Origin of the sequence: Rhizobium leguminosarum (assembly GCF_010668065.1) — a bacterium.
GTDB classification, from domain to species: domain Bacteria; phylum Pseudomonadota; class Alphaproteobacteria; order Rhizobiales; family Rhizobiaceae; genus Rhizobium; species Rhizobium leguminosarum_S.
This window is the reverse complement of sequence record NZ_WUEN01000001.1, coordinates 921672-944860: the sequence shown is the minus strand read 5'-3', so window position 1 is coordinate 944860 and position 23189 is coordinate 921672. Positions and strand designations below refer to the sequence as shown.

Sequence of the window (23189 nt, the reverse complement as noted above, 5' to 3'; positions counted from 1 at the left end):
GGAAGCATCATGGCATCGCAGGAGACGTGGCAGAGCCCGATCGCGCCCGGGCTGTCCTGGTATCAGGCAACCGTCGGGGAGCGGCCCACCTACCCCGCTCTCGACGGCTCGAGAACATGCGACGTCGCGATTGTCGGCGGCGGTTATACCGGCCTGCAGGCCGCCTATAATCTTGCCAAATCGGGCGTTTCGGTGGTCCTGATCGAGGCCTGCCGCTTCGGCGACGGGGCGTCCGGGCGCAATGGCGGCCAGCTCGGCACCGGTCAGCGATGGTGGCCGGAAGAACTCGAGGAGAAGATCGGCTACGAACGCTCGAAGGCGCTGTTCGATCTTGCTGAAGCAGCCAAGCGCCATCTCATCGATTTCGCCCGCGAGCATCAGATCGAGATCGACTATGTGCCCGGCCAGCTCAATGTCGCACACAAGGCGAGCTACAAACGCGACTATTACGAAAATGCTGAAATCGCCGCCTTACGCTACGGCTATCCGCATCTGAGCTTCATGAACGAGGAGGAAACGCAGGAGAGGCTCGGTTCCAAGCGTTTTCATTGCGGCGTGCGCGATATCGGCACCGGCCATATCCATCCGCTGAAGCTGCTGGTGGGGCTGGCGCGGGTCGCCGCCAATGCCGGTGCTGAAATCTTCGAGATGACCAAGGCAACGGCGATCCGCCAAAGCGGCGGCAAGGTGACGATCGAAACCGAAAGGGGAACGATCACCGCTGAGCGCGCGCTGATCGCCTGCAACGGCCATATCGGCGACCTCGAGCCGGTGACAGCGAGCCATGTCATGCCGATCCGCTCCTTCATCGGCGCCACGGCGCCGCTCGACGGGCATCCCGATGTGCTGCCCGGGGGCGAGGCCGTGGCCGATTCGCGCTTCGTCGTGCGCTACTTCCGCAAATTCGGCGACGGCCGCCTGCTGTTCGGCGGACGCGAGGCCTATACCTCGGACAATCCGCGCGACATTTCCGAGCACATCCGCCGGCAGATCGCCGAGATCTATCCAGAGCTGAAGGACATCGAGATCACCCATGCCTGGGGCGGCAGCGTCGGCATCACCCTGCCACGCCAGCCCTTCGTGCGCGAGGTCATGCCCGGGGTCACGTCGATCGGCGGTTATTCCGGCCATGGCGTCATGCTGTCAAACTACTGTGGCAAGCTCTATGCGGAAACGGTGCTTGGCAAATCCGGCGATCTCGATCTCTTCGCATCGCTCGATATTCCCGCCTTTCCCGGCGGAGCCCGGATGCGCGCACCGTTGCTTTTCCTCGCCTTGTCGTGGTTTGCACTTCGCGACAAGTTTTAGTCCGATTGCGGATTTCCTCTTCCGGAAATTCGCTCTAAAACCAGTTCCTGAGAGATTCATTGCACTGCACACTGGCTTTTTTAAATCGATTAGATTAAAAGGGCCGCCAACCAGCCTGATTGAGAGACAAGCTCATGAGCAGCCAAATCATTCCCGTTGAGCCCTTTGATTATGTCGTCTTCGGCGGCAGCGGCGACCTTGCAGAACGCAAGCTTCTGCCCGCGCTGTATCATCGCCAGATCGAAGGCCAGTTCAGCGAACCGACCCGCGTGATCGGCGCCTCGCGCAGCCCGTTGACGCACGAGGAATACCGCAAATTCGCCAAGGACGCGCTGAACGAGCACCTGAAGAAGGGTGAATATGACGAGGCGGAGGTGGAGAAATTCTGTGCCCGCCTCTACTACGTCTCGGTCGACGCCCGCACCGATGCCGGCTGGGATCAGCTGAAGAAGCTGCTCGACGAAGGCAAGGATCGCGTGCGCGCCTTCTATCTGGCGGTCGCGCCCGGCATTTTCGGCGACATTTCGCAGAAGATCCACGACCACAAGCTGATCACCAAGTCCACCCGGATCGTCGTCGAGAAGCCGATCGGCCGCGACCTCGCCTCGGCGCTGCAGCTCAACGACACGATCGGCCGCGCCTTCAAGGAAGAGCAGATCTTCCGCATCGACCATTATCTCGGCAAGGAGACGGTGCAGAACCTGATGGCGCTGCGCTTCGCCAATGCGCTCTACGAGCCGCTGTGGAACGCCAACTACATCGACCACGTGCAGATCACCGTGGCTGAATCGGTCGGCCTCGAAGGCCGCGCCGGCTATTACGACACGGCGGGCGCATTGCGCGACATGGTGCAGAACCACATCCTGCAGCTCCTCTGCCTGACGGCGATGGAAGTGCCCTCGTCGATGGATTCGGAAGCCGTTCGCGACGAGAAGCTGAAGGTGCTGCGGGCGCTGAAGCCGCTCAATGCCTCCAACGTCGAGCAGGCGACGGTTCGCGGCCAGTATCGCGCCGGCGCATCGGGCAGCGGCCCGGTCAAGGGCTACCTCGAAGAGCTCGAAGGCGGCGTGTCGAATACCGAGACCTTCGTTGCCATCAAGGCCGAGATCAACAACTGGCGCTGGGCGGGCGTTCCCTTCTACATCCGCACCGGCAAGCGCCTGACGGGGCGCATGTCCGAGATCGTCATCACCTTCAAGCCAATCCCGCACGCGATCTTCGACCAGGCGGCCGGGCGCATCAACGCCAACCAGCTGATCATTCGCCTGCAGCCGGATGAGGGCGTCAAGCAGTCGCTGATGATCAAGGATCCGGGTCCGGGCGGCATGCGCCTGCGCAACGTCTCGCTCGACATGAGCTTCGCCCAGGCCTTCAACGTCCGCAATCCGGACGCCTACGAGCGCCTGCTGATGGACGTGATCCGTTCCAACCAGACATTGTTCATGCGCCGCGACGAAGTCGAAGCCGCGTGGAAATGGGTGGATCCGATCCTCAAGGGTTGGGAAACGACCGGCCAGCAGGTGCAGGGCTATACGGCCGGTACCTGGGGGCCGAGCCAGGCCATCGCGCTGATCGAGCGTGACGGCCGTACCTGGCATGACGAAATCTAGGACGAAATCGATGGCATCGACCCTGCATTCCTTCGCCAGCGCCGCAGACCTCGCCGGCAGTCTCGCCGATAAGGTCGCAGATACGCTTTCGGCGGCGATCACCGCCCGCGGAACGGCGTCCATCGCCGTTTCCGGCGGCTCCACACCGAAGGCCTTCTTCCAGGCGGTTTCGACGCGCGACATCGCCTGGGACAAGGTGACGATCACCCTTGTCGACGAGCGTTTCGTGCCGGCCGACAATCCGCGCTCGAACCATCTGCTGGTGGATGCCAATCTGCTGCAGAACAAGGCAAAGGCGGCACGCTTCCTGCCGCTCTATCAGGACGCTGCCTCCGCGGAGGATGCAGCAAGGCTCGCAACCGAGAAGACCAGGGCGATCAGTTCACCCTTCGACATCGTCATCCTCGGCATGGGCGGTGACGGCCACACGGCTTCGTTCTTTCCCGGCGGCAGCAATCTTGCCAAAGCGCTCGATGCATCGACGCCGCGCGGCATCATCACCATGGAAGCGGAAGGAGCCGGCGAGCCGCGCCTGACCTTCACCTTCTCCAGTCTTGAGGATGCCGCACTCCTGGTTCTCCATATTGAGGGCGAAGGCAAAAAAGACGTTCTCGCCAAGGCGGAAGGTAGTGGTGACGAGGCAGAAATGCCGATCCGCGCCGTTCTGCGCCGGGCCACTTCCCCGGTCGAGATCTACTGGGCTCCCTGATCAGCCATAAATCCATTGAGATTTTTGGGCCAGAGCCGCCGAAACAGATAAGACAACGAACAAGGCAGGGATTTTCCATGTCCGCTCACGCACGCATTTCAGCGATCACCGATCGCATCGTCGAACGCTCAAAACCAACTCGCGAGCGCTACCTGGAACGTCTGCGCGCGGCCGCCTCGCAGGGCGTCGCGCGCTCGGTGCTGGGCTGCGCCAACCTTGCCCACGGCTTCGCGGTCTGTTCCCCCGCCGACAAGGATGCGCTCGCCGGCGACCGCATCCCCAATCTCGGCATCATCACCGCCTATAACGACATGCTCTCGGCCCACCAGCCGTTCGAGACCTATCCGGCGATCATCCGCGAGGCAGCAGCCGAAGCAGGCGGCGTGGCGCAGGTGGCCGGCGGCGTGCCGGCGATGTGCGACGGCGTCACCCAGGGACAGCCGGGCATGGAGCTCTCGCTCTTCTCGCGCGACCTGATCGCCATGTCGGCGGGCGTCGGCCTGTCGCACAACATGTTCGATGCCGCCCTCTTCCTCGGCGTCTGCGACAAGATCGTGCCAGGCCTGGTGATCGCAGCCCTGTCCTTCGGGCACCTGCCGTCGATCTTCGTTCCGGCCGGCCCGATGACCACAGGCCTGCCGAACGACGAGAAGTCGCGCGTGCGCCAGCTCTTCGCCGAGGGCAAGGTCGGGCGCGCCGAACTGCTGGAGGCGGAATCGAAATCCTATCACGGTCCCGGCACCTGCACGTTCTACGGCACCGCCAATTCCAACCAGATGCTGATGGAAATCATGGGCTTCCACATGCCCGGCTCGTCCTTCATCAATCCCGGCACGCCGCTGCGCGAAGCGCTGACGCGCGAAGCCGCCAAGCGGGCGCTGGCGATCACCGCGCTCGGCAACGAATTCACGCCGGCAGGCGAGATGATCGACGAGCGCTCGGTCGTCAACGGTGTCGTCGGCCTGCATGCGACCGGCGGCTCGACCAATCATACGCTGCACCTCGTCGCCATGGCGCGGGCAGCCGGCATCCAGCTCACCTGGCAGGACATTGCCGAGCTTTCAGAAATCGTCCCGCTGCTTGCCCGCGTCTATCCGAACGGACTTGCCGACGTGAACCATTTCCAGGCAGCCGGCGGCATGGGTTTCCTCATCAAGGAACTCTTGAAGCACGGCCTGGTGCATGACGACGTGCGCACCGTCTTCGGTCAGGGTCTCGCAGCCTATACGGTCGACGCCCGTCTCGGCGAAAATGGCGCCGTCCTGCGCGAGCCGTCGCCGGAAAAAAGCGTCGATCCCAAAGTGCTCTCCAGCATCGAGACGCCGTTCCAGGCGAATGGCGGGTTGAAGATGCTGCGCGGGAATCTCGGCAAGGCGGTCATCAAGATATCGGCCGTCAAGCCGGAGCGTCACATCATCGAAGCGCCGGCGATCATCTTCCACAGCCAGCAGGCGCTGCAGGATGCCTTCAAGGAAGGCAAGCTCAACCGCGATTTCATCGCCGTCGTGCGCTTCCAGGGCCCAAAGGCGAACGGCATGCCGGAACTGCACAAGCTGACGCCGCCGCTCGGCGTGCTGCAGGACCGCGGCTTCCGCGTGGCGCTGCTCACCGACGGGCGCATGTCCGGCGCATCCGGCAAGGTGCCGGCGGCGATCCACGTGACGCCGGAAGCGGTCGACGGCGGTCCGATCGCCCGCATCCGCGAGGGCGACATCATTCGCCTCGACGCTATCAAGGGCACGCTCGAACTGCTCGTCGATGCGGCTGATTTGGCCGAGCGCGAGCCTGTCGTCGTCGATCTTTCCGACAATGAATTCGGGATGGGCCGCGAGCTCTTCGCGCCGTTCCGCCGCGCCGTCGGACCTTCGGATCAGGGCGCGAGCGTGCTCTTCCACCACTGAGCGCGGTCACTCGAGATAGACAAAAACCCACGGGGGGCGCGCAGCACCCCGTGGGTTTTTGATTTCAGTCGGATGGTCCCTCAGGCTCGAATATCGAGAACGTAGTCGCGGTGCGCCGGATGGGTGCTGTAGACGAAGATCTTGTTCAGCTCCTTCTGCGTCAGCAGGCGCAGGAAGCGAACTTCCACTGTGTTGTTGGCATTGACCTTCATCAGCAGGCAGCCGACCTTGGTGATGCGGGCATCCGGAATATCCAAATAGAACTGCTTCGGCAGGCTGAATTGGGTCAGGATCGCGAGCGTCGCGCTGCTCATCGAGATTCGGACAATATCGCAGCGGCGCGAAGCCGCGTGCATGACGCCCTTTTCCGTATATTCGATGCGCGCGGCGTTCATGGTGTCCTCCATCTTGAACCGCGCCTCGCGGTCATACATGAAGGATTCTTCCTTGCTCAGGAAATGAGATTTTGGCTGTGACGGATTGGAAGCGGCCACCTGCTTATCCCCCTCATAAATTGACAGGGAAAAGGTAGCAGCCGATCTTTAACAGAAAGTGAGAATTCGGACCGTCCCGCACGATTCTTGGGGCCATCACCCCAAAAATGGCCGCCTCACTTCCGGTAGGTATGGCCGGTTGCGTCAAACAGATGCAACTTCTGCCTGTCGGCGGCAAACCGCATCCTCTGGCCCTTCTTCACATCATAGATGCCGGGCAGCTTGACGACGATCGGCTCGCCCGGAACCAGACCCTCGATATAAAGCAGCGTCACTTCGCCGAGCGCTTCGACGATCGACACTTCCCCTTCGAAAAGGTAGTCGGCGCCATCGGCAACCCGGAGATCCTCCGGCCGAACGCCGAAGCTTGCCTGCTTGCCCATTTCCGACGCGTCGGTCGCCGCATCGAGCGTCACCGACATGCCGCCGGTCAGCGTCACCGTCGTCTGGCTTCCGGTCCCGGCGACCGTCGCCGGAATGATGTTCATCGCCGGCGAGCCGATGAATTTCGCGACGAAGAGGTTTGCCGGGCGCTCGTAGAGGTCCAGCGGCGCACCGACCTGCTCGATATTGCCGGCGGAGAGAACGACGATGCGGTCGGCAAGCGTCATCGCCTCGACCTGGTCATGGGTGACGTAGATCATCGTCGTATCGGCCATCTGTTCGTTCAGACGGGCGATCTCGATGCGGGTCGCGACGCGCAGCGCAGCATCGAGGTTGGACAGCGGCTCGTCGAACAGGAAGACCTTCGGATCGCGGCAGATGGCGCGGCCGATCGCCACGCGCTGGCGCTGGCCGCCGGAAAGCGCCTTCGGCAGGCGACCGAGATATTGGGTCAGCTGCAGGCTCTCGGCCGCCGCTTTGACGCGGCGATCGATTTCCTGCTTGCTTTCGCCGGCGATCTTCATGCCGAAAGCCATGTTGTCGAAGACGGTCATATGCGGGTAGAGCGCATAGGACTGGAAGACCATGGCGATGCCGCGCTTGGAGGGCGGCACGTCATTGACGAGATGGCCATCGATATACATCTCACCGCCGGTGATCGCCTCGAGACCGGCGATCATGCGCAGAAGCGTGGACTTGCCACAGCCGGACGGACCGACGAAGACGATGAATTCACCCTGCTTGATATCGAGGTCGATACCATGGAGAACGTCCACGGAACCGTAGGATTTGCGGATATCCTTCAGCGTCAGTCCAGTCATTTCTCTCTCTCCCCTTAGTTCCTAGGCGAGACGGGCGAAATACGCCCCCCAGGCCGGAATATCGATCTTGTCGCCATAGTTGTTGCTGGTAAAGCCGTGGCCCGTCAATGCCTGCCATTCTCCCGCAGGCAGAATGACGGCGGCCTCGGCCGGGCTCATGTTGAAGATGCAGAGCAGCTTCTCATTGCCGTATTCACGGGTGAAGACCAGGCTATCGCCCTGTTGTTCCTCGAATTCGATCTCGCCCTTGGCAAAAGCCGGGTGCAACTTGCGGAAGGCAATGAAGCGGCGATAGTGCTCCAGCACGGAAGTCTCGTCGCCCAGCTGGACGCTGACGGCACGCAGGATATGCTCGACCGGCACCGGCAGCCAGGGTTTGACCGTCGAGAAGCCGCCCTGGGCGACCTGGCTGTCCCAGACCATCGGCGTGCGGCAGCCGTCGCGGCCCTTGAATTCCGGCCAGAACTGGATGCCATAGGGGTCCTGCAGATCCTGATAGGCGAGATCGGCCTCGGTCAGCGCCAGCTCCTCGCCCTGATAGAGGCAGACGGAGCCGCGCATGGTCATCAGTAACGAGGCATAAAGCTTGGCAAAGGCGTCGTGATCGGCGACCAGCCCGCCCCAGCGGCTGACATGGCGCATGACGTCGTGATTGGAGAAGGCCCAGCAGGCCCAGCCATCGGGTGCGGCAGCTTCGAAATCCTGCATCACCTCCTCGACGCGCTCCGGCGTCAGCGGATCGGGCGCCAGGAATTCGAAGGCATAGCACATATGCATCTTGTCGTTGCCGGAGGTGTATTCGCCGACGATTTCAAGGCCGCGCTGGCTGTCGCCGACTTCGCCGACGGCGGCGATTGCCGGGAATTCTTCGAGAACGGCGCGGAAGCGCTTCAGGAAGGCAAGGTTCTCCGGGCGGTTCTTGTCGTAGAGATGCTCCTGAAAATTATAGGGATTGACCGCCGGCGCCGTCGAGGCGTTGCGGCGCTCGGGGGCAAGCGCCGGATTGTCGCGCAGCTGCGTGTCATGGAAATAGAAATTGATGGTGTCGAGGCGGAAGCCGTCGACGCCGCGATTGAGCCAGAAGCGCACGACGTCGAGCAGACGGTCCTGCACCTCAGGATTATGCAGGTTCATGTCCGGCTGCGAGGTCAGGAAATTGTGCAGGTAATATTGCATGCGCGTCGGATCCCACGCCCATGCCGAGCCGCCGAAGATCGACAGCCAGTTGTTCGGCGGCGTGCCGTCCGGCTTGGCGTCGGCCCAGACATACCAGTCGGCCTTGGCGTTGGTCTTGCTGGATCGGCTCTGCACGAACCAGGGATGCTGATCCGAGCTGTGGGAGATGACGAGGTCGATCATCACGCGAATACCGAGGCGATGGGCCTCGGCGATCATCGTGTCGAAATCCACCAGCGTGCCGAAGATCGAATCGACATTCTCGTAGTCTGAAACGTCGTAACCGAAATCGCGCATCGGCGAGGTGAAGAAGGGCGAGATCCAGATCGCATCGACGCCAAGGTTTGCCACATGCGGCAGGCGAGCGGTGATGCCCTTCAGGTCGCCGATGCCGTCGCCGTTCGAATCCTGGTAGGAGCGCGGGTAGATCTGGTAGATCACCGCGCCGCGCCACCAGTCCTTGTCAGGGGTCGAGATCGATTGGGAAGCCACGTTCATGGAATATCCTGTTTGAAGTCACGTTTGGAAATGGTCAGCCTCCCTTGACCGAACCCGCCAGCAGACCGCGCACCAGGTAACGCTGCAGCCCGAAGAAGACGAGCAGCGGCACGATGATGGTGACGAAGGCTGACGCCGTCAAAATCTCCCAATTGCCGCCGCGCGAGCCGAGCAGCGCGTTCAGGCTGCCGGTCAGCACGATGTGGTCCTTGTCGGTGCCGAGGAAGACCATGGCGACGAGCAGGTCGTTCCACACCCACAGGAACTGGAAGATGGCGAAGGAGGCGAGTGCCGGGAAGGACAGAGGTAAAACGATGCGGACGAAGATCTCGAAATCGCTTGCGCCGTCGACGCGGGCGGATTCGATGATCTCCTTCGGCAGGCCAGCGATATAGGCCCGCAAGAGATAGATGGCGAGCGGCATGCCGAAAGCGGTATGAGCCAGCCAGATGCCAGGATAGGTCTTCGACGGCTGGCCGAGCAGGTTGCCGACCTCGTTATAGAGGCGCAACAGCGGGATCAGCGACATCTGCAGCGGCACGACGATGAGGCCGACGACGAGCGCAATCATCAGCCCGCGGCCGGGAAACTCCATCCAGCTCAGGGCATAGGCGGCGAAAGCGGCAATCAGGATCGGGATGATCGTCGCCGGGATCGTCACGGTCAGCGAGTTGATGAAGGATTGGCCGATGCCCTCGCCGGTCAGAACCGTGTTGTAGTTCTGCATCGTGAATTCCGGCGGCGCCGAGACGGATGCATAGATGCGCCGCGGGCGTTGGTCGGGCGAAAAGGCGGCGTTCTTCACATAGCGATAACTGCCGTCGCTGTTGATCTGCAGGGTTTCACCGTCGCCGAGATCGGCGGTTTCACCGGCCTTAAAGGCGGCCGGCTGCTGCACGCGGTTGCCGAAGGCCTTCACCTCGCGGCCGGTCTGGCCTTCCAGCACATTACCTGAGATGACGTAGCTGGCGCCCTCTTGCTTTTGCTGGTCGGGTGTACCGAGGCGGACCGCGGCGGTTTGCGTCGAGCCGACGAAGGCCGTCCACCAGCCGGAGACGACGATCTGGTCCTTGTCGCGCAGCGCGCTGACGAAGATGCCGAGCGTCGGGATCAGCCAGATGATGACGATCAGCAGAACGGCTGCGTGAACGAAGAGCCGGGCGGGGCCGATCTTGAAGTAGCTTCCGATAGCGGTCATCTCAGTGCCCCTTCAATTCGCGATTGGCGCGGCGCACGTTCCAGACCATGATCGGTGTGACGGCGAGCATGATGATGATGGCGATGACCGCACTTCGGCCGGAATCACCGCCGCCGCGGAACATCCAGTCGAACATCAGGTTCGCCAGCACCATCGTCTGCCACTGGCCGTTGGTCATGGTCAGCACGATGTCGAAGACCTTGAGGACGAGGATGGTGATCGTCGTCCAGACGACGGCGATGGAACCCCAGACCTGCGGCACCATGATGCGCCAGAAGATCTGCCAGCCATTGGCGCCGTCGATCACGGCGGCTTCGATCGTCTCCTCGGGGATGCCGCGAAGGGCGGCCGACAGGATGACCATGGCGAAACCGGTCTGGATCCAGATCAGAATGATCATCAAGAAGAAGTTGTTCCAGAAAGGAATGGAGATCCAAACTTCCGGCGTGCCACCGAAGGTCTGGACGATAGCGTTCAGCAGGCCGATCTGGACGTCGTTGCCGCCGCGATATTCATAGATGAATTTCCAAATGACCGAAGCGCCGACGAAGGAGATCGCCATCGGCATGAAGACGATGCTCTTGGCGATGTTGCCCCACCAGATGCGATCGGTCATCACGGCGATGACGAGGCCGAAGAAGGTGCAGGCGGCCGGCACGACGGCGAGCCAGAGGATGTTGTTGAAGATCGACTGGCGGAATTCGCGGTCGCCGAGCGCCCATTTGTAGTTGGCGAGGCCGACGAACTGCAGACCGGCACGGTCGTAGAAGGAGAGGATGAAGGTCGCAACGACCGGATAAACGAGATAGACGATGAGCAGGAAGAGCGCCGGGCCGATGAACAACCACGGCCGGACAAGTGCACGTCGGTTGAGATTGCGCGATGCGGCGCGGATGTCGCCATCCTTCACCGGCAGAGCGAGATCCAGGATCTTGTTCGAAAAATAGAAATAGGCCGAGCACGCGACAACGGCGGCGACCACGACGCCCAAAGCGGACACTATCTGCGACAGCATTTCGTCCCTCCCCTGCTTCCCCTGATCTTATTCCGACCGGTTTTTATTCTGACGGCTCAACGCCGGTCACCGTCAATTTGTTTGTATTGCCCAATCACAATATATCCTGCGATGGCCGGGCTCTTTGCGAGCCCGGCCAGTCATGCAAGCCATGCCGCCGGCAAGCCGGCGGCATAATTTTGAAAGATTACTTGATGCCGTCCCAGGCGCTCTGGATTTCGCCAGCTGCCTCTTCAGCGGACTTGCCGCCGACGAAATCGACCATGCCGGTCCAGAAGGCGCCGGCGCCGATCTTGCCCGGCATCAGGTCGGAACCGTCGAAGCGGAAGGTGGTGGCCGAGGTCAGGATATCGCCTTCCTTCTTCATCTGCGGGTTGGCATAGGCCTCGGTGCTGACGCTCTTATACGGCGTCAGGAAGCTCGACTGCGCCATCCAGACCTCATGGGCGATCGGGGTCTTCAGGAAGTCGATGAAGGCGCGAGCAGCCTTCGAGTCCTTGGCGATCGAGACGAGCGTGCCGGCGCCCAGAACCGGCTTGCCGAGTTCGGGATGCGAAGCAAAGGTCGGCATGTAGAAGAAGTCTGCATCCTGGCCGAGCTTCGTGCCTTCAGGGAAGAAGGACGGGATGAACGAGGCCTGATGGTGCATGTAGCACTTCGGCGGAACCGCGAAGAGGCCCTTCGGGCTGTCGCGGAAATCGGTCGAGGCCACGGCTGCGACGCCGCCATCGACGTATTTTGCGTTCTTGGCGAACTTGCCGAACTCGTCGATCGCGGCAACGACGGCCGGATCGGTGAACTTCAGCTCGTTGGTCGTCCACTTGTCGTAGGCTTCCGGTGGCTGCATGCGCAGCATGATGTCCTCGACCCAGTCGGTCGCCGGCCAGCCAGTGGCGCCGCCGGAACCGAGACCGATGCACCAGGGAACGCCGCCGTCCTTGACGATCTGGTCGGTCAGGGCATGCAGCTCTTCCATGGTCGTCGGGATCTTGTAGCCGGCTTCCTCGAAATTCTCCGGCACGTACCAGACGAGCGACTTTACGTCGGCCTTGTAGGGGAAGGCGTAGAAGGCTTCCTTGCCGTCCTTGCCCTTGTAGGTGCCGTAACCGACCCAGCTGTCGCCGGCGCCGTAATTGTCCTTGATCCACTTGGAGTTGTCATCGCCGAGCGGCGTCAGGAAGCCCTTGCTGGCGAGATCGGCCAGGAGGCCTGGCTGCGGCAGAACGGCAATGTTCGGCGGCGAGCCTGCCTGCGTGTCGATGACGATCTGCTGTTCGTAGTTTTCGGAAGAGGAGTATTTGGCATCGATGCCGGTCGCTTCGGTGAAATAGGCAAGAACGCTCATGAAGAACGCCTCGTCCTCGCCGCGCCACGGCCCGAAGATCGTCAGAGGCTGACCCTTCAGATCGGCATGAGCAGCCTTGAACTCGTCATAGCTCTTCCAGTTGAACTTGGAATCCTGTCCCGGGGCAAATTTCAAATCGGCCGCGGACGCAGCACCGGCAAAAAGCGCTGCCACGGCAACGCCCATCAAAAATGACTTTTTCATGTGATCAACCTCCCATCACAATCCCAACCGCGCCGAATTCCCTCAATAAAGAAATTTCAAAGCGCTTTGACACCCAACTCATTCCACTTTCAGTGGAATGGAGTCAAGTTAATTCGCGAAAACCCGCTGCAAACACGCCAGATATCGCGGCATATCGCGGTGCAACAGCGCCTATCGGGAAATATGGAGCGATTTTTCTTGAGTCAAGCGCGCTAGATGATACATAATTGAAAGCGCTTTGGATGCCACTGGGAGGCGACAGGCCTTTTCAGACGGCTGACGGGCGGGCTGGGAGGAAGCATAGCAGGTGAATCTCAAACAGCTATCGGAATTGCTGGGGCTGTCTCAGACGACGGTGAGCCGGGCGCTCAACGGCTATCCCGAGGTCAATGAGGCGACCCGGGAGCGCGTGCTTCAGGCTGTCAAGGAAACCGGATACAGGCCGAACAAGGCGGCGCAGCGGCTTGCGACCGGCAAGGCAGGCTCGATCGGCCTCGTCATGCCGACGGCGCCCGGCCACCAGTCCGACGTGCATTTCGGTGAATTCCTGGCCGGGCTCGGCGAAGAGGCCGTGCGCCACGACTTCCACTTCGTGATCATGCCGGCCGACCCGGATGACGAGGTGGCGGCGCTGCGCCGCCTTGCGATCAGCGGCAATGTCGATGCCCTGTTCGTCGCCTATATGCGCGGCCACGATCCGCGGCTCGCCATGCTGAAATCGCTCTCGATGCCCTATGTCGTGCACGGCCGATCCTTCGGTTCGGAGCCGGACTATCCCTATCTCGATATCGACAATGAAGGCGCCTTCTACGATGCAACGCGGCTCTTGCTGCAGCTCGGCCATACGCGCTTTGCGCTGATGAACGGACCGATGCATCTCGATTTCGCCATCCGCAGGAAGAACGGCGTCATATCGGCCCTTGCCGAGCGCGGGCTCGCGCTCGAGGAGGGCTGCATGAGCCACGCGCTGATGACGGACGAACAAGGCCTGCTGGCGATGGAACACTTCCTGCAATTGCCGGAGCGGCCGACGGCGATCCTCTGCTCCAGCACCGTGCTGGCGCTCGGCGCGATCCGCGCCGTCAACCAGGCCGGATTGCGGCTCGGTGAGGATATCTCGCTGATCGCCCATGACGACGTGCTGCCGCTGCTGAAGCCGGAAAGCTTTTCCGTGCCGCTGACGACGACACGCTCTTCACTGCGGGCGGCGGGCGTTCGCATCGCGCAGCGGCTGATTGGCACGGTGAAGCAGGCCGGCCCCTTCCCCGACCAGGAGCTCTGGAAGACGGAGCTGATTGTCAGGGCCTCGACCGGCCCTGTTCCCCAGTCTTAGAAGCCTTTCCGGGTTCAAAACTGCGGCGGTGTCTGCCCTGCGGTACGGTGGGCGGCAATGACCGTGTTGGCCATCAGCATGGCGATGGTCATCGGCCCGACGCCGCCGGGAACCGGAGTGATGGTGCCGGCGATCGCCGAGACCTCCTCGAAGGCGACGTCGCCGACGAGCCGGGTCTTGCCCTCGCCTCTTTCGGGGGCTGCCACCCGATTGATGCCGACGTCGATGACCGTCGCACCGGGCTTGACCCAATCGGCCCTGACCATCTCCGGCCGGCCGACGGCGGCCACCAGGATATCGGCGTTACGGCAGACCTCGGCGAGATTCTTGGTCCTGGAATGCGCAATCGTCACCGTCGCATTGGCGTTGAGCAGCAATTGCGCCATCGGCTTGCCGAACAGATTGGAGCGGCCGATGACGACGGCGTTGAGGCCGGAGAGATCCTCGCCATGGGTGCGGCGGACGAAGACCATGGCGCCGGCCGGGGTGCAGGAGACCAGTCCGGTCTTCAGGTCGCCAGTGGCGAGCTTGCCGGCATTGACGACGCTCAGGCCGTCGACATCCTTTTCCGGCAGGATCGACTGGATGATCGCCTCGCTGTCGAGCGGCTTCGGCAAGGGCAGTTGCACCAGAATGCCGTGGATCGACGGATCGGCGTTGAGGGTGGCGACGAGAGCTGCCAGATCCTCCTGCTTCGTTTCGGCCGGCAGCGTGTGCTGAACGGATTTGAAGCCGCACTCCTTGGCCATTCGACCCTTGGAACCGACATAGGCGTGGCTTGCCGGGTCGTCGCCGACGATGACGACCGCAAGGCCGGTGGTGACGCCGCTGCTCTTTTCCAGCGCCGCCGTCGCACTCTTGACCGTCTGAATGACCGATGCAGCTACGTTCTTTCCGTCGATTACTGTCGTCACACGTCTCTCCGCCCTGTTTCGCGTCAATCTATGGATACTCGGCGAGCGTCAATTGCCCGCTAACGCCCTATCCTGTCGGAAAGCGGCAAAGCAATAGCAAGCTTGCAAGGAAATGTTCGTTCAGCGCAGCGGCTACCGCGCTTCGAGCGCATGAACACGAAGCCGGTCACGCAGGCCGGAGATTTCGGAGCGCAACAGTTCCATTTCGTCGCCCGACGCGGGGGCCTGCGCGGGCATCGAGGGCAGTGGGGCCTGCGGCCGGGATACCGGCATTTTCTCGCTTGTGGACTCGGCGACAGGCCTACGCAGCCGGAGCAAGAAGGCCGCGACAAGGCCTATCGCAAGGCCCACCGCGGCACCGGCCAGCGCGCGGCCGGTCAGGCCATCGCTTCCCGATACTGCGGTTGCCAACGCCGGCTTCAGGAGAACGATACGACCGTCGGCGGCCGTTTCCACCGCTGCGGATGTCGCCTCTTCGAGGCGCGAGCGGGCGGCATTCGCCTTTTCGCTGAGTTCGGTCAGGCGTGACAAATCGACGCCGGTGTCCCGGCTCTGAGCGATCAGCGTATTGCGTCGATCGTTCAGGCCCTTGCGCGCATCGACGGCGGCCTTGGCGGCGAGGTTGGCAGTCTGGGCAAGACGGGTAAGCTCCTTGCCCATATTTTCCTTCAGACCATCCGTTTCGGCCTGCTGCTGCAAGAGGCGCGGATGGCGCGGGCCGAGCTCGGCCGAAAGCTGCGCAAGCGTCGTTTTGGCGACGGCATATTTGTCGCGCCAGTCCTGCAGCGCCGGCGAAAGCATATCGGAGGGGAGCGAACCATCGAGCACTTCGGCAAGTTTTGCGGCCTTGAGCCGGTCGGCCTGCGCCTTGGCGGCAAGGATGTTCTGGTCGGCCTCTTTCAGATCGGCATCGAGCCGGTCGATCTGACGACGAAGATCGATCGCCACCTTAACGTTGCCCTCGCCGCTCTTCGCGGTGAAGGCGGCAAGCTCCGCTTTCACCTCGTCATAGGTTTTACGCAAGGCGGTATCGGTCTCGACATTGCCGCCGGCTCCGTCTGCTGCGGACACCGCTTCGGCAAGCCTTGCGGCGATGCGCATGGATTTGCCGCTGTCGCCGGTCGTCACCCTGACGAGGATGGTGCCTGTAGCGGCATCGGGCAGTATCTCGACCGCATGTTTCAGCGTCGCCTCGGCGCGCGAGGACGGATCGGCAGCAGCACCGGTCGCCGAAAGGAGATCGAGAGCGACGCCGAGCGCATTGGCGCTGGCGCCGGCAAATTCGGGATCATGATCGAGTTTCAGGGCGGCGACTGTCGAAGCAACCACCCTCGCCGACAGCAGCCCTTTCGCCGCGGCCTGGGTGAAGGCAGCGCGGCTTGCGGCATCGCTCTTCACTGCAAGCGTCGCCTCGGCACGGTAGAGGGCCGGCGAAGCTGGCATCAGCGCCGGCAAGCCCCCGCCGATGATCGTCGCGGCGGCCACCATCATCGCAAGGCCGATGCCGCTTGCCCGACGCTGCGGCGCTACCGGCCGGGGCTCGGCGGGTTCTTCACGGACCGCGGCCAGCGGTTCAGATGAGATCATCGGTTCGTCGGCCGGAACAGTTAGCTCTTCATCGTCCGCCAGTTCCTGAAGAGGCGGATGGCCGACGTCGTTGGCGGCCCGGAGGCGGTTGCCGAGGATGGTTTCGATGCGGTCGACCAGCGGTGCGGTGCGCGCCGCCCTGGCGCGCTGCTCCTCCAGCACCCGGCCGATGGCGCGCAACAATTCGGCCTCGGGCGGCGCGATATCAGGCCGGCCCGACCGGGGCCTCCCATAGGAATCGTCATGGGGGCGCGGCCCTGCGGCTGCGCGATCCTGGAAGCTGTTTCTGGCCCTAATATCGTACATTTGCGCCACATCTCATGCACATGATGGCCGAGTTCCCTCATCCGCACGAATGCAGATGATTAAACGACTCTAAATATTCATGGCAAAGAAATGGTTAACCGCAGCGGGCAAGAATTGCTAAGCCGCGCGCCCTGTTAGACACGCGGCGCTATAAGCTCAGCTCGCCTTCTTATGGTCCGACCGCAGCTGCAGCGCGCTGCCGTGCTCTTCCGGATGGCTGAGAATCCTTTCGCGCCGGCGGAAGCGGTAACGCAGGACATGGAAGAGGAAGACCGGAATGCCGATGATGTAACGGCGCCAGAGGCGCGTCGGCTCCTGCAGCAGGCGATAGGCCCATTCCAGGCGCATCATCCGCACCGTCTTCGGTGCACGCGGGACGGCGCCGGAGACGAAGTCGAAGAGAGCGCCCACGGTCAGCACCAGGCGCGCATGATCGGCGCGGATATGGTTGTGAACCCATTTCTCCTGCAGCGGCGTTCCCATGCCGACGATCAGGATATCGAGCTTCTGATGCTCGAGTTCCTCGATGACCTCAGTGGAATCGACCTTGTCGAAGTAACCGTCGGAAACGACGACGAATTCGTGCCAGGGCGTGTGTCTGCGGAAATTTTCCGCCGCCGCCTCGACGACCGAACGCTCGCCGCCGATGAGGCCGATGCGGCGCGGGGCCTCCATGAAGGTCAGGAAGGCCGGCACGAAATCGGTGCCGTTCAGATTAGCCGGAAACGGTGCGCCATGGGCGATCTGCGATGCGATGTTGAGGCCGATGCCATCAGGCAGCACCAGATTGTGCGACATGATCCGGTAATATTCGTCGTCGCGCAGCGCCGTCAGCATGTTGTGGGCGTTGACGAAGCAAACCACGGTCTGGCCGACGGGAATGGAGGCCAGCTCGTTGATGAAAACGAGGGCGTCGTCCCAGCCGAGATCGCAGACCGGCAGATCGAAGATCGTCCGCCGCGATGCGAGCACCGCGAAGTTTGCAATCAGATTCATTCCTACCTCCTGCCGAGGGTGCTGCATGCGCCCGACATCCCGGAAAACAAGCCCATATTTCCGCACCGGAGGTCTCGAAAGGACCGGTCGCGTCCCGCCGGTGCGCCTCGCTCCGATCCCGGATAAGCGGCGCATGCCAAGCTGTGACACTGATATAACAGGACGGTTTCAAACAACCCTTAGGAAAATTCCTTGAATTTCCATGCTCGTATAAGTGGTTTATTAACCATGCGCGCCAACGACAAACGGCGCCCTCGGGCGCCGTTTGTCGTCGATGATCGAATGATGTCGAAAGCATGTCGCGCAAAAGTGTGCAGCGGTTTTGCGACAACGACATGCGTAAAAAACAAAGACCTAAAGCGCGAGGAGCGAATCTGAAAGATCGCGACGCGCTTTAGTGGGCTGCTGGCGCCGGTGCTTCGGCGGCCGGGGCGGTCTCGACGATCTTGACGGGTGCGCCCACCTTCTTCGGCTGACCGGCGGAGCTTTCCTTGACCTCTTCCTTGGACAGATAGTCGAGCTGCTCCAGCATCACGTCGGCGACGTATTCGCCGCCGAGGCGCTCGTTCATGCCCTTCTTGATCTCTTCGCGGAAAGCCTTCGGATCGAAGGATTTGATGTGGGCGATATCGACCATCTTGTTGCCGACCAGCAGGCTGAAAAGCTCGTCCGTCGTCATCTCGCTCAGTGGCAGCGTCACGCCTTTCAGCATGTCCTTGTTCATCATGAACGAAACGCGGCCGAGGAAGTAACCGGTGATCGCACCGTTGCCGATGATCGGCACCGTGATCGTTTCGCCCTTCACCAGTTCAAGCGCGCTCTGCTTGGAATCCGTTGCTGCGGGCGCCGGCGCGGTCGCCAGGTACACCGAGAAATAGACCGATGCCAAGGTGATGGCGCAAACCCAGACACCGGTGAGGACGAGCTTGATCATCAGTTTCCACGCGCGGCGAATTGTTCCTGGGAATAGGTGCCGTCGGCGTCGGCGTCCTGAACTGCGTTCTTCAGCAGGTCGGCGACAGCGCGAACCGCTTCGAGATGCGCCTCGACGCGACGGGCGTTGAGAACCAGCTTCTTCTTCAGGCCATGCAGCTGATCGAGATGGGCAGCGGCAAGCTCGGCCGGATCGGTGTCGCGGAAAAGCATCGACAGTTCGTAGAGGCAGCGGCTCTTATGCGCATTGGAGACCTTGAGATCGAACTGCGGATCGTTGCCGATCCGGGTGTTCTCATTGTCGATGATCATTTCGAGGCGTCCGAGAACGGATTTGATCCTGTATTCGTTCGAAATTATTTCCATTGTACCCTCGGTTATGCGTCGCTTAGAGCATGATGCCGAAAAGTGTGATCGGTTTTCGGACGACATCACGCTCTAACTATATAATTTAGAACAGGATTCAGATTTCAGGCCAACGGGCCTAAAATCATCCTGTTCTATCGGCCTTGGCGTCCGCCGTCGGCGTGCCAAAGGTCTTGCGCTGGAAGTCGTCGATCATGCTGAGCGCGGTGTTGCGGTCATCGTCGTCGGTGGAGGCATTGACGATCTTGCCTTCCTGGCGGCGCAGCTGCTCGCTGTACATCTGCTTGGCGATGCCGATGCCGTCTCCCTTGGCCATGACGTTGCCGAGCTGTTCGGCCATCATGCCTTTCCAGATATCGCCGGTCGCGCCCTTGCCATAGACATCTTCGCTTTCGTTCGGCAGCATGGACTTGACGAAATTTTGCAAGACCATGGCCTCGAACTTCCGGTAGCTTTCCGGAGCTTCCTCGGTCTTGGTGCGGTTCTGGATGTTGTTGAGGCCACTCTTCTGGCCGACTTGATCGAGAACGTCGACCGTATTGGAGAAGCCCTTGCCATTCTCGGCGAGGCTCGTTGCGGCAAAGGCCGCACGATTTGCCTTCAACTTTTCCTGGGCCGCCTGAACCTCCATGGGGTCGGCAGCTTTGACAACGTCCAGGACCAGATCACTGGGGGGCGAAATAGCCACGTTACAATCCTCTGAATTTAAGATCGTAACGACTATGGTTTTTGAAGCTTGCTGGAGGCTGGCGTTGCGAATTGCTGATCGATGACATCGTAGACGGCATTGTCATCGGCCTCGCGGCGCTCGACTTCCAGCGCTTCCTTCATGCCGTCTTCGAGGCGGTCGCCCTTGGCGCGCTCGCGCGTCAGCCGCATCTCGTGGATCTGCTGCATGCCGGTCAGTTGCTGGTCCTTGATGGTGAGCCTGCCGAATCGGTCGGCGTAATTCTGCGAGAAGGCGTGGTGGACGGGGTCCATCGAGCCGAGCGCGAGGATGACGTCGTCCATCGCCACATTGACCTCGACACGCTGGCGGCTCGTTTCGGCCAGGTCGTTCTCGGCCATTCTTTCGATATGCCGCTGCACCGAGAGCAGCCGCTTGAGCTTCTGGGAGCGCTTCTTTTCGATCATATCAGCCTCATCGCCCGATATAGATCGAGCCGAAGGACTGGCCGAACTGGCTGACCATCGCCGCAATCGAGAAATAGATCAGGAAGAGCCCGCCCATCAGCAGATAGGGTGTGGAGATGAAGTAGACCGGGATCTGCGGCGCCAGCTTGTTGATGAAACCGATCGAGACGTTGAAGATCAGGCCGTAGATCAAAAACGGGCTCGACAGCCGCAGCATGATGTAGGTGGTCTGCTCCAGCGTGTCGGCAAAGGAGATCAGCGTCGCGCGCATCTGCATCATGCCACCGAAGGGCATGGTCGTGTAGGAATCGATCAGCGCGCGGAAAACGATATGATGGAAATCCATGATGAAGAGGATCATCATGCCGGCAAAGGTGATAAAGGCCGACAGGCTGGTCTCCGGCGTGTCTTCGAGGATGTCGGCGGAACCCGGCTGGGTGTAGCCGACCATCATGGCGGTGATCGAGGCGGCGAACTGCATGCCGAGCGTGTAGATCCTCGCCAGCATGCCATACATCACGCCGATCAGCGATTCGCTGAAGATCAGGCCGATATAGGTTCCGGCACCGGTGTGAACGGCCGGATAGACGGTATCCCAGAGCAACGGCATGACGGCGATCGAAAGCGCGCCGGCGATGAAGACGCGTAGCTGTGCGGGCACGCGCGCCGAGGAAAAACCCGGAAGAGCCAGCACACAGCCACCGATCCGGCAGAAAACCAGAAACAGCGCGAGAACGGTCCCTTGCGGGTCTGTTATCATGAAATAGAGCCCAAAATCTTTATCTCGATGCCCTTGGCCAGTTCGACATGCGACAGGACCGGGAGCGTGGCGAACAGCCTCTCGATGATCATGCGCACATAGGAGCGTGTTTCCGGCGACGTGACAAGTGCGAATGGCAGGCCGCGATCCATGAACTCACGGATAACTTTGGTGGCCTGCTCGCTGAACTCCTCCAGGCTGCGCGGATCGATGTCGAATTCGATCACCTCGCCCTTGGCGTCGCGCTTCAGCGCCTGGTGGAAAGCCAGATCCCATTTGCTGCCCAGCCGCAGCACGCGCAGCACGCCGTTGTCGGCGAGGTCGCCGCAAAGCTGCTGGGCCATGCGGATGCGGACATGCTCGACGATCTGCTCGGTCTTCCTGACATGCGGGGCGAGCTCGGCCACCGCCTCGAGAATGAGGTGCAGGTTGCGGATCGAGACACGTTCGGCAAGCAGCAGCTTGAGCACTGCCTGCAGGCCCGAATAGGACATGTGCGACGAGCAGATCTCGTCGGCAAGCTTCTTGTATTCGGGATCGAGCCGATCGATCAGCACCTTGACGTCCTTGTAGGACAGCAGCTGCGGCAGGTTGTTGCGGATGACCTCGCTCATATGGGTGAGCACGACGGAGACATTGTCGATCGGCTGGAAGCCCTCGCGTTTCAGATCGTCGGCGAAGTTTTCGAGGATCGAGACGGCAGGCATGCCGAAAGCGGGTTCGCGGATTTCGTCGCCGGGAATGCTCGGCCGGCGGCCGGCGCCGGTAACGACGAGGACTTCGCCGACGCGCAGCAGGTTGGAAGCGACCGTCGTGCCGTGGATACGGATCTGATACGACTTCTCGGCGATGGCGATATCGTCGGTCACCTTGATCTCGGGCACGACGAAGCCGTATTGGGTGGCGAACTTCTTGCGCATCTTACCGACACGGAAGGCGAGCTCCTGGTGGGCGCCGAGCAGACGCGTCGAGACCATCTTGCCGAGTGCGAGCTCGATTTCGGAGGTGCGCAGCACTGCCTTGACCGAATCCTTTTCCAGCTCCTTGTTCTGGACGACCTTCTTTTCTTCCTGCTCGCGGCGAAGCATGTTCTCTGCCTCGACCTGACGCGGGATGAACCAGGCGCCGAAGGCGAGAAGACCGCCGAGGACCACGAAGGGCACAAACGGCAGACCCGGCATCAGGGCCAGGATGAACATCAGCACCGCCGAGACGGAAAGCGCACGGGGATAACCGCTCAACTGGTTGACGACCGCCTGGTCGGTGGAGCCGGTGGTGCCGCCGCGAGAGACGAGAAGGCCGGCGGCGAGCGAGACGATGAGAGCCGGCATCTGTGCGACGAGGCCGTCGCCGACCGAGAGCTTGACGAAGACGTCAGCGGCTTCGCCGATCGGCATGCCGTGGCGGAAATAGCCGATGATGATGCCGCCGAAAATGTTGATGCAGGTGATGATCAGGCCGGCGACGGCATCGCCGCGCACGAATTTCGACGCACCGTCCATCGCACCGAAGAAGGAGCTTTCCTCCTCGAGTTCCCTGCGCCGGCGCTGGGCTTCCCTCTCATCGATGATGCCGGCCGAGAGATCGGCGTCGATCGACATCTGCTTGCCGGGGATGGCGTCCAGGGTGAAACGTGCGCCGACTTCGGCGATACGCGTGGCGCCCTTGGTGATGACGATAAAGTTGATGGTGATGAGAATCAGGAAAACGATCAGACCGATGACGAAGTCGCCGGACATCACCAGGCTTGCAAAACCGGCGATGACGCCGCCTGCCGCATCGTGGCCCTCATGGCCATGCGAAAGGATCACGCGTGTCGTCGCGATGTTCAGCGCCAGCCGGGTCATCGTCGCGATCAGCAGAATGGTCGGGAAAGACGAGAAATCGAGCGGTTTCTGGATCCACAGCGCAACCATCAGAATCAGCACCGAGAAGGCGATCGAGAAGGCCAGTCCCATATCGATCAGGAATGGCGGGATCGGCAGGAAGAGAATGCAGATGATGCCGATGATGCCGAGGGCAAAACCGACATCGCGCAGGCTCGGGGCGACTTTTGGAATGGGGAGTGCAGGTGGTTGCGCCATGACGATTCCGTCTCTTCATGAGAGGAGGCGGACATGCAGCCCGCCCAATTCGGATCGAGAGTTAAATGGCGAAGCTTGCGCGAAGGTGGCTCAGAGCGGTTCAGCTTCTCATG

The 23189-nt window shown here is 61.6% G+C and carries 20 protein-coding genes; 5 read left to right on the top strand and 15 right to left on the bottom strand.

What is annotated here, in order from left to right; translation table 11 throughout:
- The first annotated feature begins 9 nt into the window (after window positions 1-9).
- From GR198_RS04310 to edd, 4 genes are all read left to right on the top strand, one after another.
- A complete protein-coding gene (locus GR198_RS04310; protein WP_164067576.1) occupies window positions 10-1308 on the top strand; it encodes an NAD(P)/FAD-dependent oxidoreductase in 1299 nt (432 codons plus the stop codon).
- Between the two features lie 134 nt (window positions 1309-1442).
- On the top strand, window positions 1443-2918 hold the full coding sequence (gene zwf / locus GR198_RS04305) for a glucose-6-phosphate dehydrogenase (RefSeq protein WP_012756097.1): 1476 nt from the start codon (window positions 1443-1445) through the stop codon (window positions 2916-2918).
- A gap of 10 nt (window positions 2919-2928) precedes the next feature.
- Window positions 2929-3627 carry a 6-phosphogluconolactonase gene (gene pgl, locus GR198_RS04300; RefSeq protein ID WP_164067574.1) on the top strand — a complete coding sequence of 233 codons (699 nt, stop codon included), beginning with the start codon at window positions 2929-2931 and terminating at the stop codon, window positions 3625-3627.
- A 77-nt stretch (window positions 3628-3704) separates the two neighbouring features.
- The gene (edd, locus tag GR198_RS04295) at window positions 3705-5528 is read left to right on the top strand and encodes a phosphogluconate dehydratase (protein WP_164054107.1); all 1824 of its coding nucleotides are present in this window, start codon (window positions 3705-3707) and stop codon (window positions 5526-5528) included.
- 80 nt (window positions 5529-5608) lie between these two features.
- Here edd and GR198_RS04290 read toward each other — a convergent pair whose 3' ends face one another.
- From GR198_RS04290 to GR198_RS04265, 6 genes are all read right to left on the bottom strand, one after another.
- The gene (locus GR198_RS04290; RefSeq protein ID WP_003545591.1) at window positions 5609-5962 is read right to left on the bottom strand and encodes a hypothetical protein; all 354 of its coding nucleotides are present in this window, start codon (window positions 5960-5962) and stop codon (window positions 5609-5611) included.
- A gap of 176 nt (window positions 5963-6138) precedes the next feature.
- Window positions 6139-7227 carry an ABC transporter ATP-binding protein gene (locus GR198_RS04285; protein WP_164067572.1) on the bottom strand — a complete coding sequence of 363 codons (1089 nt, stop codon included), beginning with the start codon at window positions 7225-7227 and terminating at the stop codon, window positions 6139-6141.
- Between the two features lie 21 nt (window positions 7228-7248).
- Entirely contained in the window at window positions 7249-8901 is a 1653-nt protein-coding gene (gene bglA / locus GR198_RS04280) for a beta-galactosidase BglA (protein WP_164067570.1), read from the bottom strand.
- Window positions 8902-8935: 34 nt separating this feature from the next.
- The gene (locus GR198_RS04275) at window positions 8936-10099 is read right to left on the bottom strand and encodes a carbohydrate ABC transporter permease (RefSeq protein WP_029874068.1); all 1164 of its coding nucleotides are present in this window, start codon (window positions 10097-10099) and stop codon (window positions 8936-8938) included.
- A gap of 1 nt (window position 10100) precedes the next feature.
- On the bottom strand, window positions 10101-11114 hold the full coding sequence (locus GR198_RS04270) for a carbohydrate ABC transporter permease (protein WP_164067568.1): 1014 nt from the start codon (window positions 11112-11114) through the stop codon (window positions 10101-10103).
- A gap of 187 nt (window positions 11115-11301) precedes the next feature.
- Window positions 11302-12663 carry an ABC transporter substrate-binding protein gene (locus tag GR198_RS04265; protein WP_011650499.1) on the bottom strand — a complete coding sequence of 454 codons (1362 nt, stop codon included), beginning with the start codon at window positions 12661-12663 and terminating at the stop codon, window positions 11302-11304.
- A 307-nt stretch (window positions 12664-12970) separates the two neighbouring features.
- Between GR198_RS04265 and GR198_RS04260 the strand changes: the two genes are divergently transcribed.
- Window positions 12971-13996 (top strand): LacI family DNA-binding transcriptional regulator, encoded by a 1026-nt coding sequence (locus tag GR198_RS04260; protein WP_164067566.1) that lies wholly within the window; start codon window positions 12971-12973, stop codon window positions 13994-13996.
- 14 nt (window positions 13997-14010) lie between these two features.
- Here the strand turns inward: GR198_RS04260 and folD are convergent, their stop codons facing one another.
- From folD to flhA, 9 genes are all read right to left on the bottom strand, one after another.
- Complete coding sequence (gene folD / locus GR198_RS04255) at window positions 14011-14910, bottom strand: bifunctional methylenetetrahydrofolate dehydrogenase/methenyltetrahydrofolate cyclohydrolase FolD (protein WP_164067564.1); 900 nt, start codon at window positions 14908-14910, stop codon at window positions 14011-14013.
- A gap of 132 nt (window positions 14911-15042) precedes the next feature.
- Window positions 15043-16803, bottom strand: a complete 1761-nt coding sequence (locus GR198_RS04250) for a succinoglycan biosynthesis protein exop (RefSeq protein ID WP_164067562.1) — start codon at window positions 16801-16803, stop codon at window positions 15043-15045.
- A gap of 156 nt (window positions 16804-16959) precedes the next feature.
- Window positions 16960-17799, bottom strand: a complete 840-nt coding sequence (locus GR198_RS04245; protein ID WP_164067560.1) for a WecB/TagA/CpsF family glycosyltransferase — start codon at window positions 17797-17799, stop codon at window positions 16960-16962.
- 394 nt (window positions 17800-18193) lie between these two features.
- A complete protein-coding gene (locus tag GR198_RS04240; protein ID WP_027666408.1) occupies window positions 18194-18733 on the bottom strand; it encodes a hypothetical protein in 540 nt (179 codons plus the stop codon).
- The gene (locus tag GR198_RS04235; protein ID WP_003545575.1) at window positions 18733-19098 is read right to left on the bottom strand and encodes a hypothetical protein; all 366 of its coding nucleotides are present in this window, start codon (window positions 19096-19098) and stop codon (window positions 18733-18735) included. The genes GR198_RS04240 and GR198_RS04235 overlap by 1 nt, the downstream gene beginning before the upstream one ends.
- A gap of 124 nt (window positions 19099-19222) precedes the next feature.
- Complete coding sequence (locus GR198_RS04230) at window positions 19223-19786, bottom strand: rod-binding protein (RefSeq protein ID WP_029874062.1); 564 nt, start codon at window positions 19784-19786, stop codon at window positions 19223-19225.
- Window positions 19787-19818: 32 nt separating this feature from the next.
- Window positions 19819-20232 carry a hypothetical protein gene (locus tag GR198_RS04225; protein ID WP_003545570.1) on the bottom strand — a complete coding sequence of 138 codons (414 nt, stop codon included), beginning with the start codon at window positions 20230-20232 and terminating at the stop codon, window positions 19819-19821.
- A gap of 7 nt (window positions 20233-20239) precedes the next feature.
- Entirely contained in the window at window positions 20240-20992 is a 753-nt protein-coding gene (locus GR198_RS04220; protein WP_164067558.1) for a flagellar biosynthetic protein FliR, read from the bottom strand.
- Entirely contained in the window at window positions 20989-23076 is a 2088-nt protein-coding gene (flhA, locus tag GR198_RS04215; RefSeq protein WP_028743716.1) for a flagellar biosynthesis protein FlhA, read from the bottom strand. The genes GR198_RS04220 and flhA overlap by 4 nt, the downstream gene beginning before the upstream one ends.
- Window positions 23077-23189 lie beyond the last annotated feature (113 nt).

Excerpts from the sequence above, each read along its gene's own strand:
- GR198_RS04310 (WP_164067576.1), top strand. The coding sequence starts at position 10 with ATGGCATCGCAGGAGACGTGGCAGAGCCCGATCGCGCCCGGGCTGTCC.
- zwf (WP_012756097.1), top strand. The coding sequence starts at position 1,443 with ATGAGCAGCCAAATCATTCCCGTTGAGCCCTTTGATTATGTCGTCTTC.
- pgl (WP_164067574.1), top strand. The coding sequence starts at position 2,929 with ATGGCATCGACCCTGCATTCCTTCGCCAGCGCCGCAGACCTCGCCGGC.
- edd (WP_164054107.1), top strand. The coding sequence starts at position 3,705 with ATGTCCGCTCACGCACGCATTTCAGCGATCACCGATCGCATCGTCGAA.
- GR198_RS04290 (WP_003545591.1), bottom strand. The coding sequence starts at position 5,962 with ATGTATGACCGCGAGGCGCGGTTCAAGATGGAGGACACCATGAACGCC.
- GR198_RS04285 (WP_164067572.1), bottom strand. The coding sequence starts at position 7,227 with ATGACTGGACTGACGCTGAAGGATATCCGCAAATCCTACGGTTCCGTG.
- bglA (WP_164067570.1), bottom strand. The coding sequence starts at position 8,901 with ATGAACGTGGCTTCCCAATCGATCTCGACCCCTGACAAGGACTGGTGG.
- GR198_RS04275 (WP_029874068.1), bottom strand. The coding sequence starts at position 10,099 with ATGACCGCTATCGGAAGCTACTTCAAGATCGGCCCCGCCCGGCTCTTC.
- GR198_RS04270 (WP_164067568.1), bottom strand. The coding sequence starts at position 11,114 with ATGCTGTCGCAGATAGTGTCCGCTTTGGGCGTCGTGGTCGCCGCCGTT.
- GR198_RS04265 (WP_011650499.1), bottom strand. The coding sequence starts at position 12,663 with ATGAAAAAGTCATTTTTGATGGGCGTTGCCGTGGCAGCGCTTTTTGCC.
- GR198_RS04250 (WP_164067562.1), bottom strand. The coding sequence starts at position 16,803 with ATGTACGATATTAGGGCCAGAAACAGCTTCCAGGATCGCGCAGCCGCA.
- GR198_RS04245 (WP_164067560.1), bottom strand. The coding sequence starts at position 17,799 with ATGAATCTGATTGCAAACTTCGCGGTGCTCGCATCGCGGCGGACGATC.
- GR198_RS04240 (WP_027666408.1), bottom strand. The coding sequence starts at position 18,733 with ATGATCAAGCTCGTCCTCACCGGTGTCTGGGTTTGCGCCATCACCTTG.
- GR198_RS04235 (WP_003545575.1), bottom strand. The coding sequence starts at position 19,098 with ATGGAAATAATTTCGAACGAATACAGGATCAAATCCGTTCTCGGACGC.
- GR198_RS04225 (WP_003545570.1), bottom strand. The coding sequence starts at position 20,232 with ATGATCGAAAAGAAGCGCTCCCAGAAGCTCAAGCGGCTGCTCTCGGTG.
- GR198_RS04220 (WP_164067558.1), bottom strand. The coding sequence starts at position 20,992 with ATGATAACAGACCCGCAAGGGACCGTTCTCGCGCTGTTTCTGGTTTTC.
- flhA (WP_028743716.1), bottom strand. The coding sequence starts at position 23,076 with ATGGCGCAACCACCTGCACTCCCCATTCCAAAAGTCGCCCCGAGCCTG.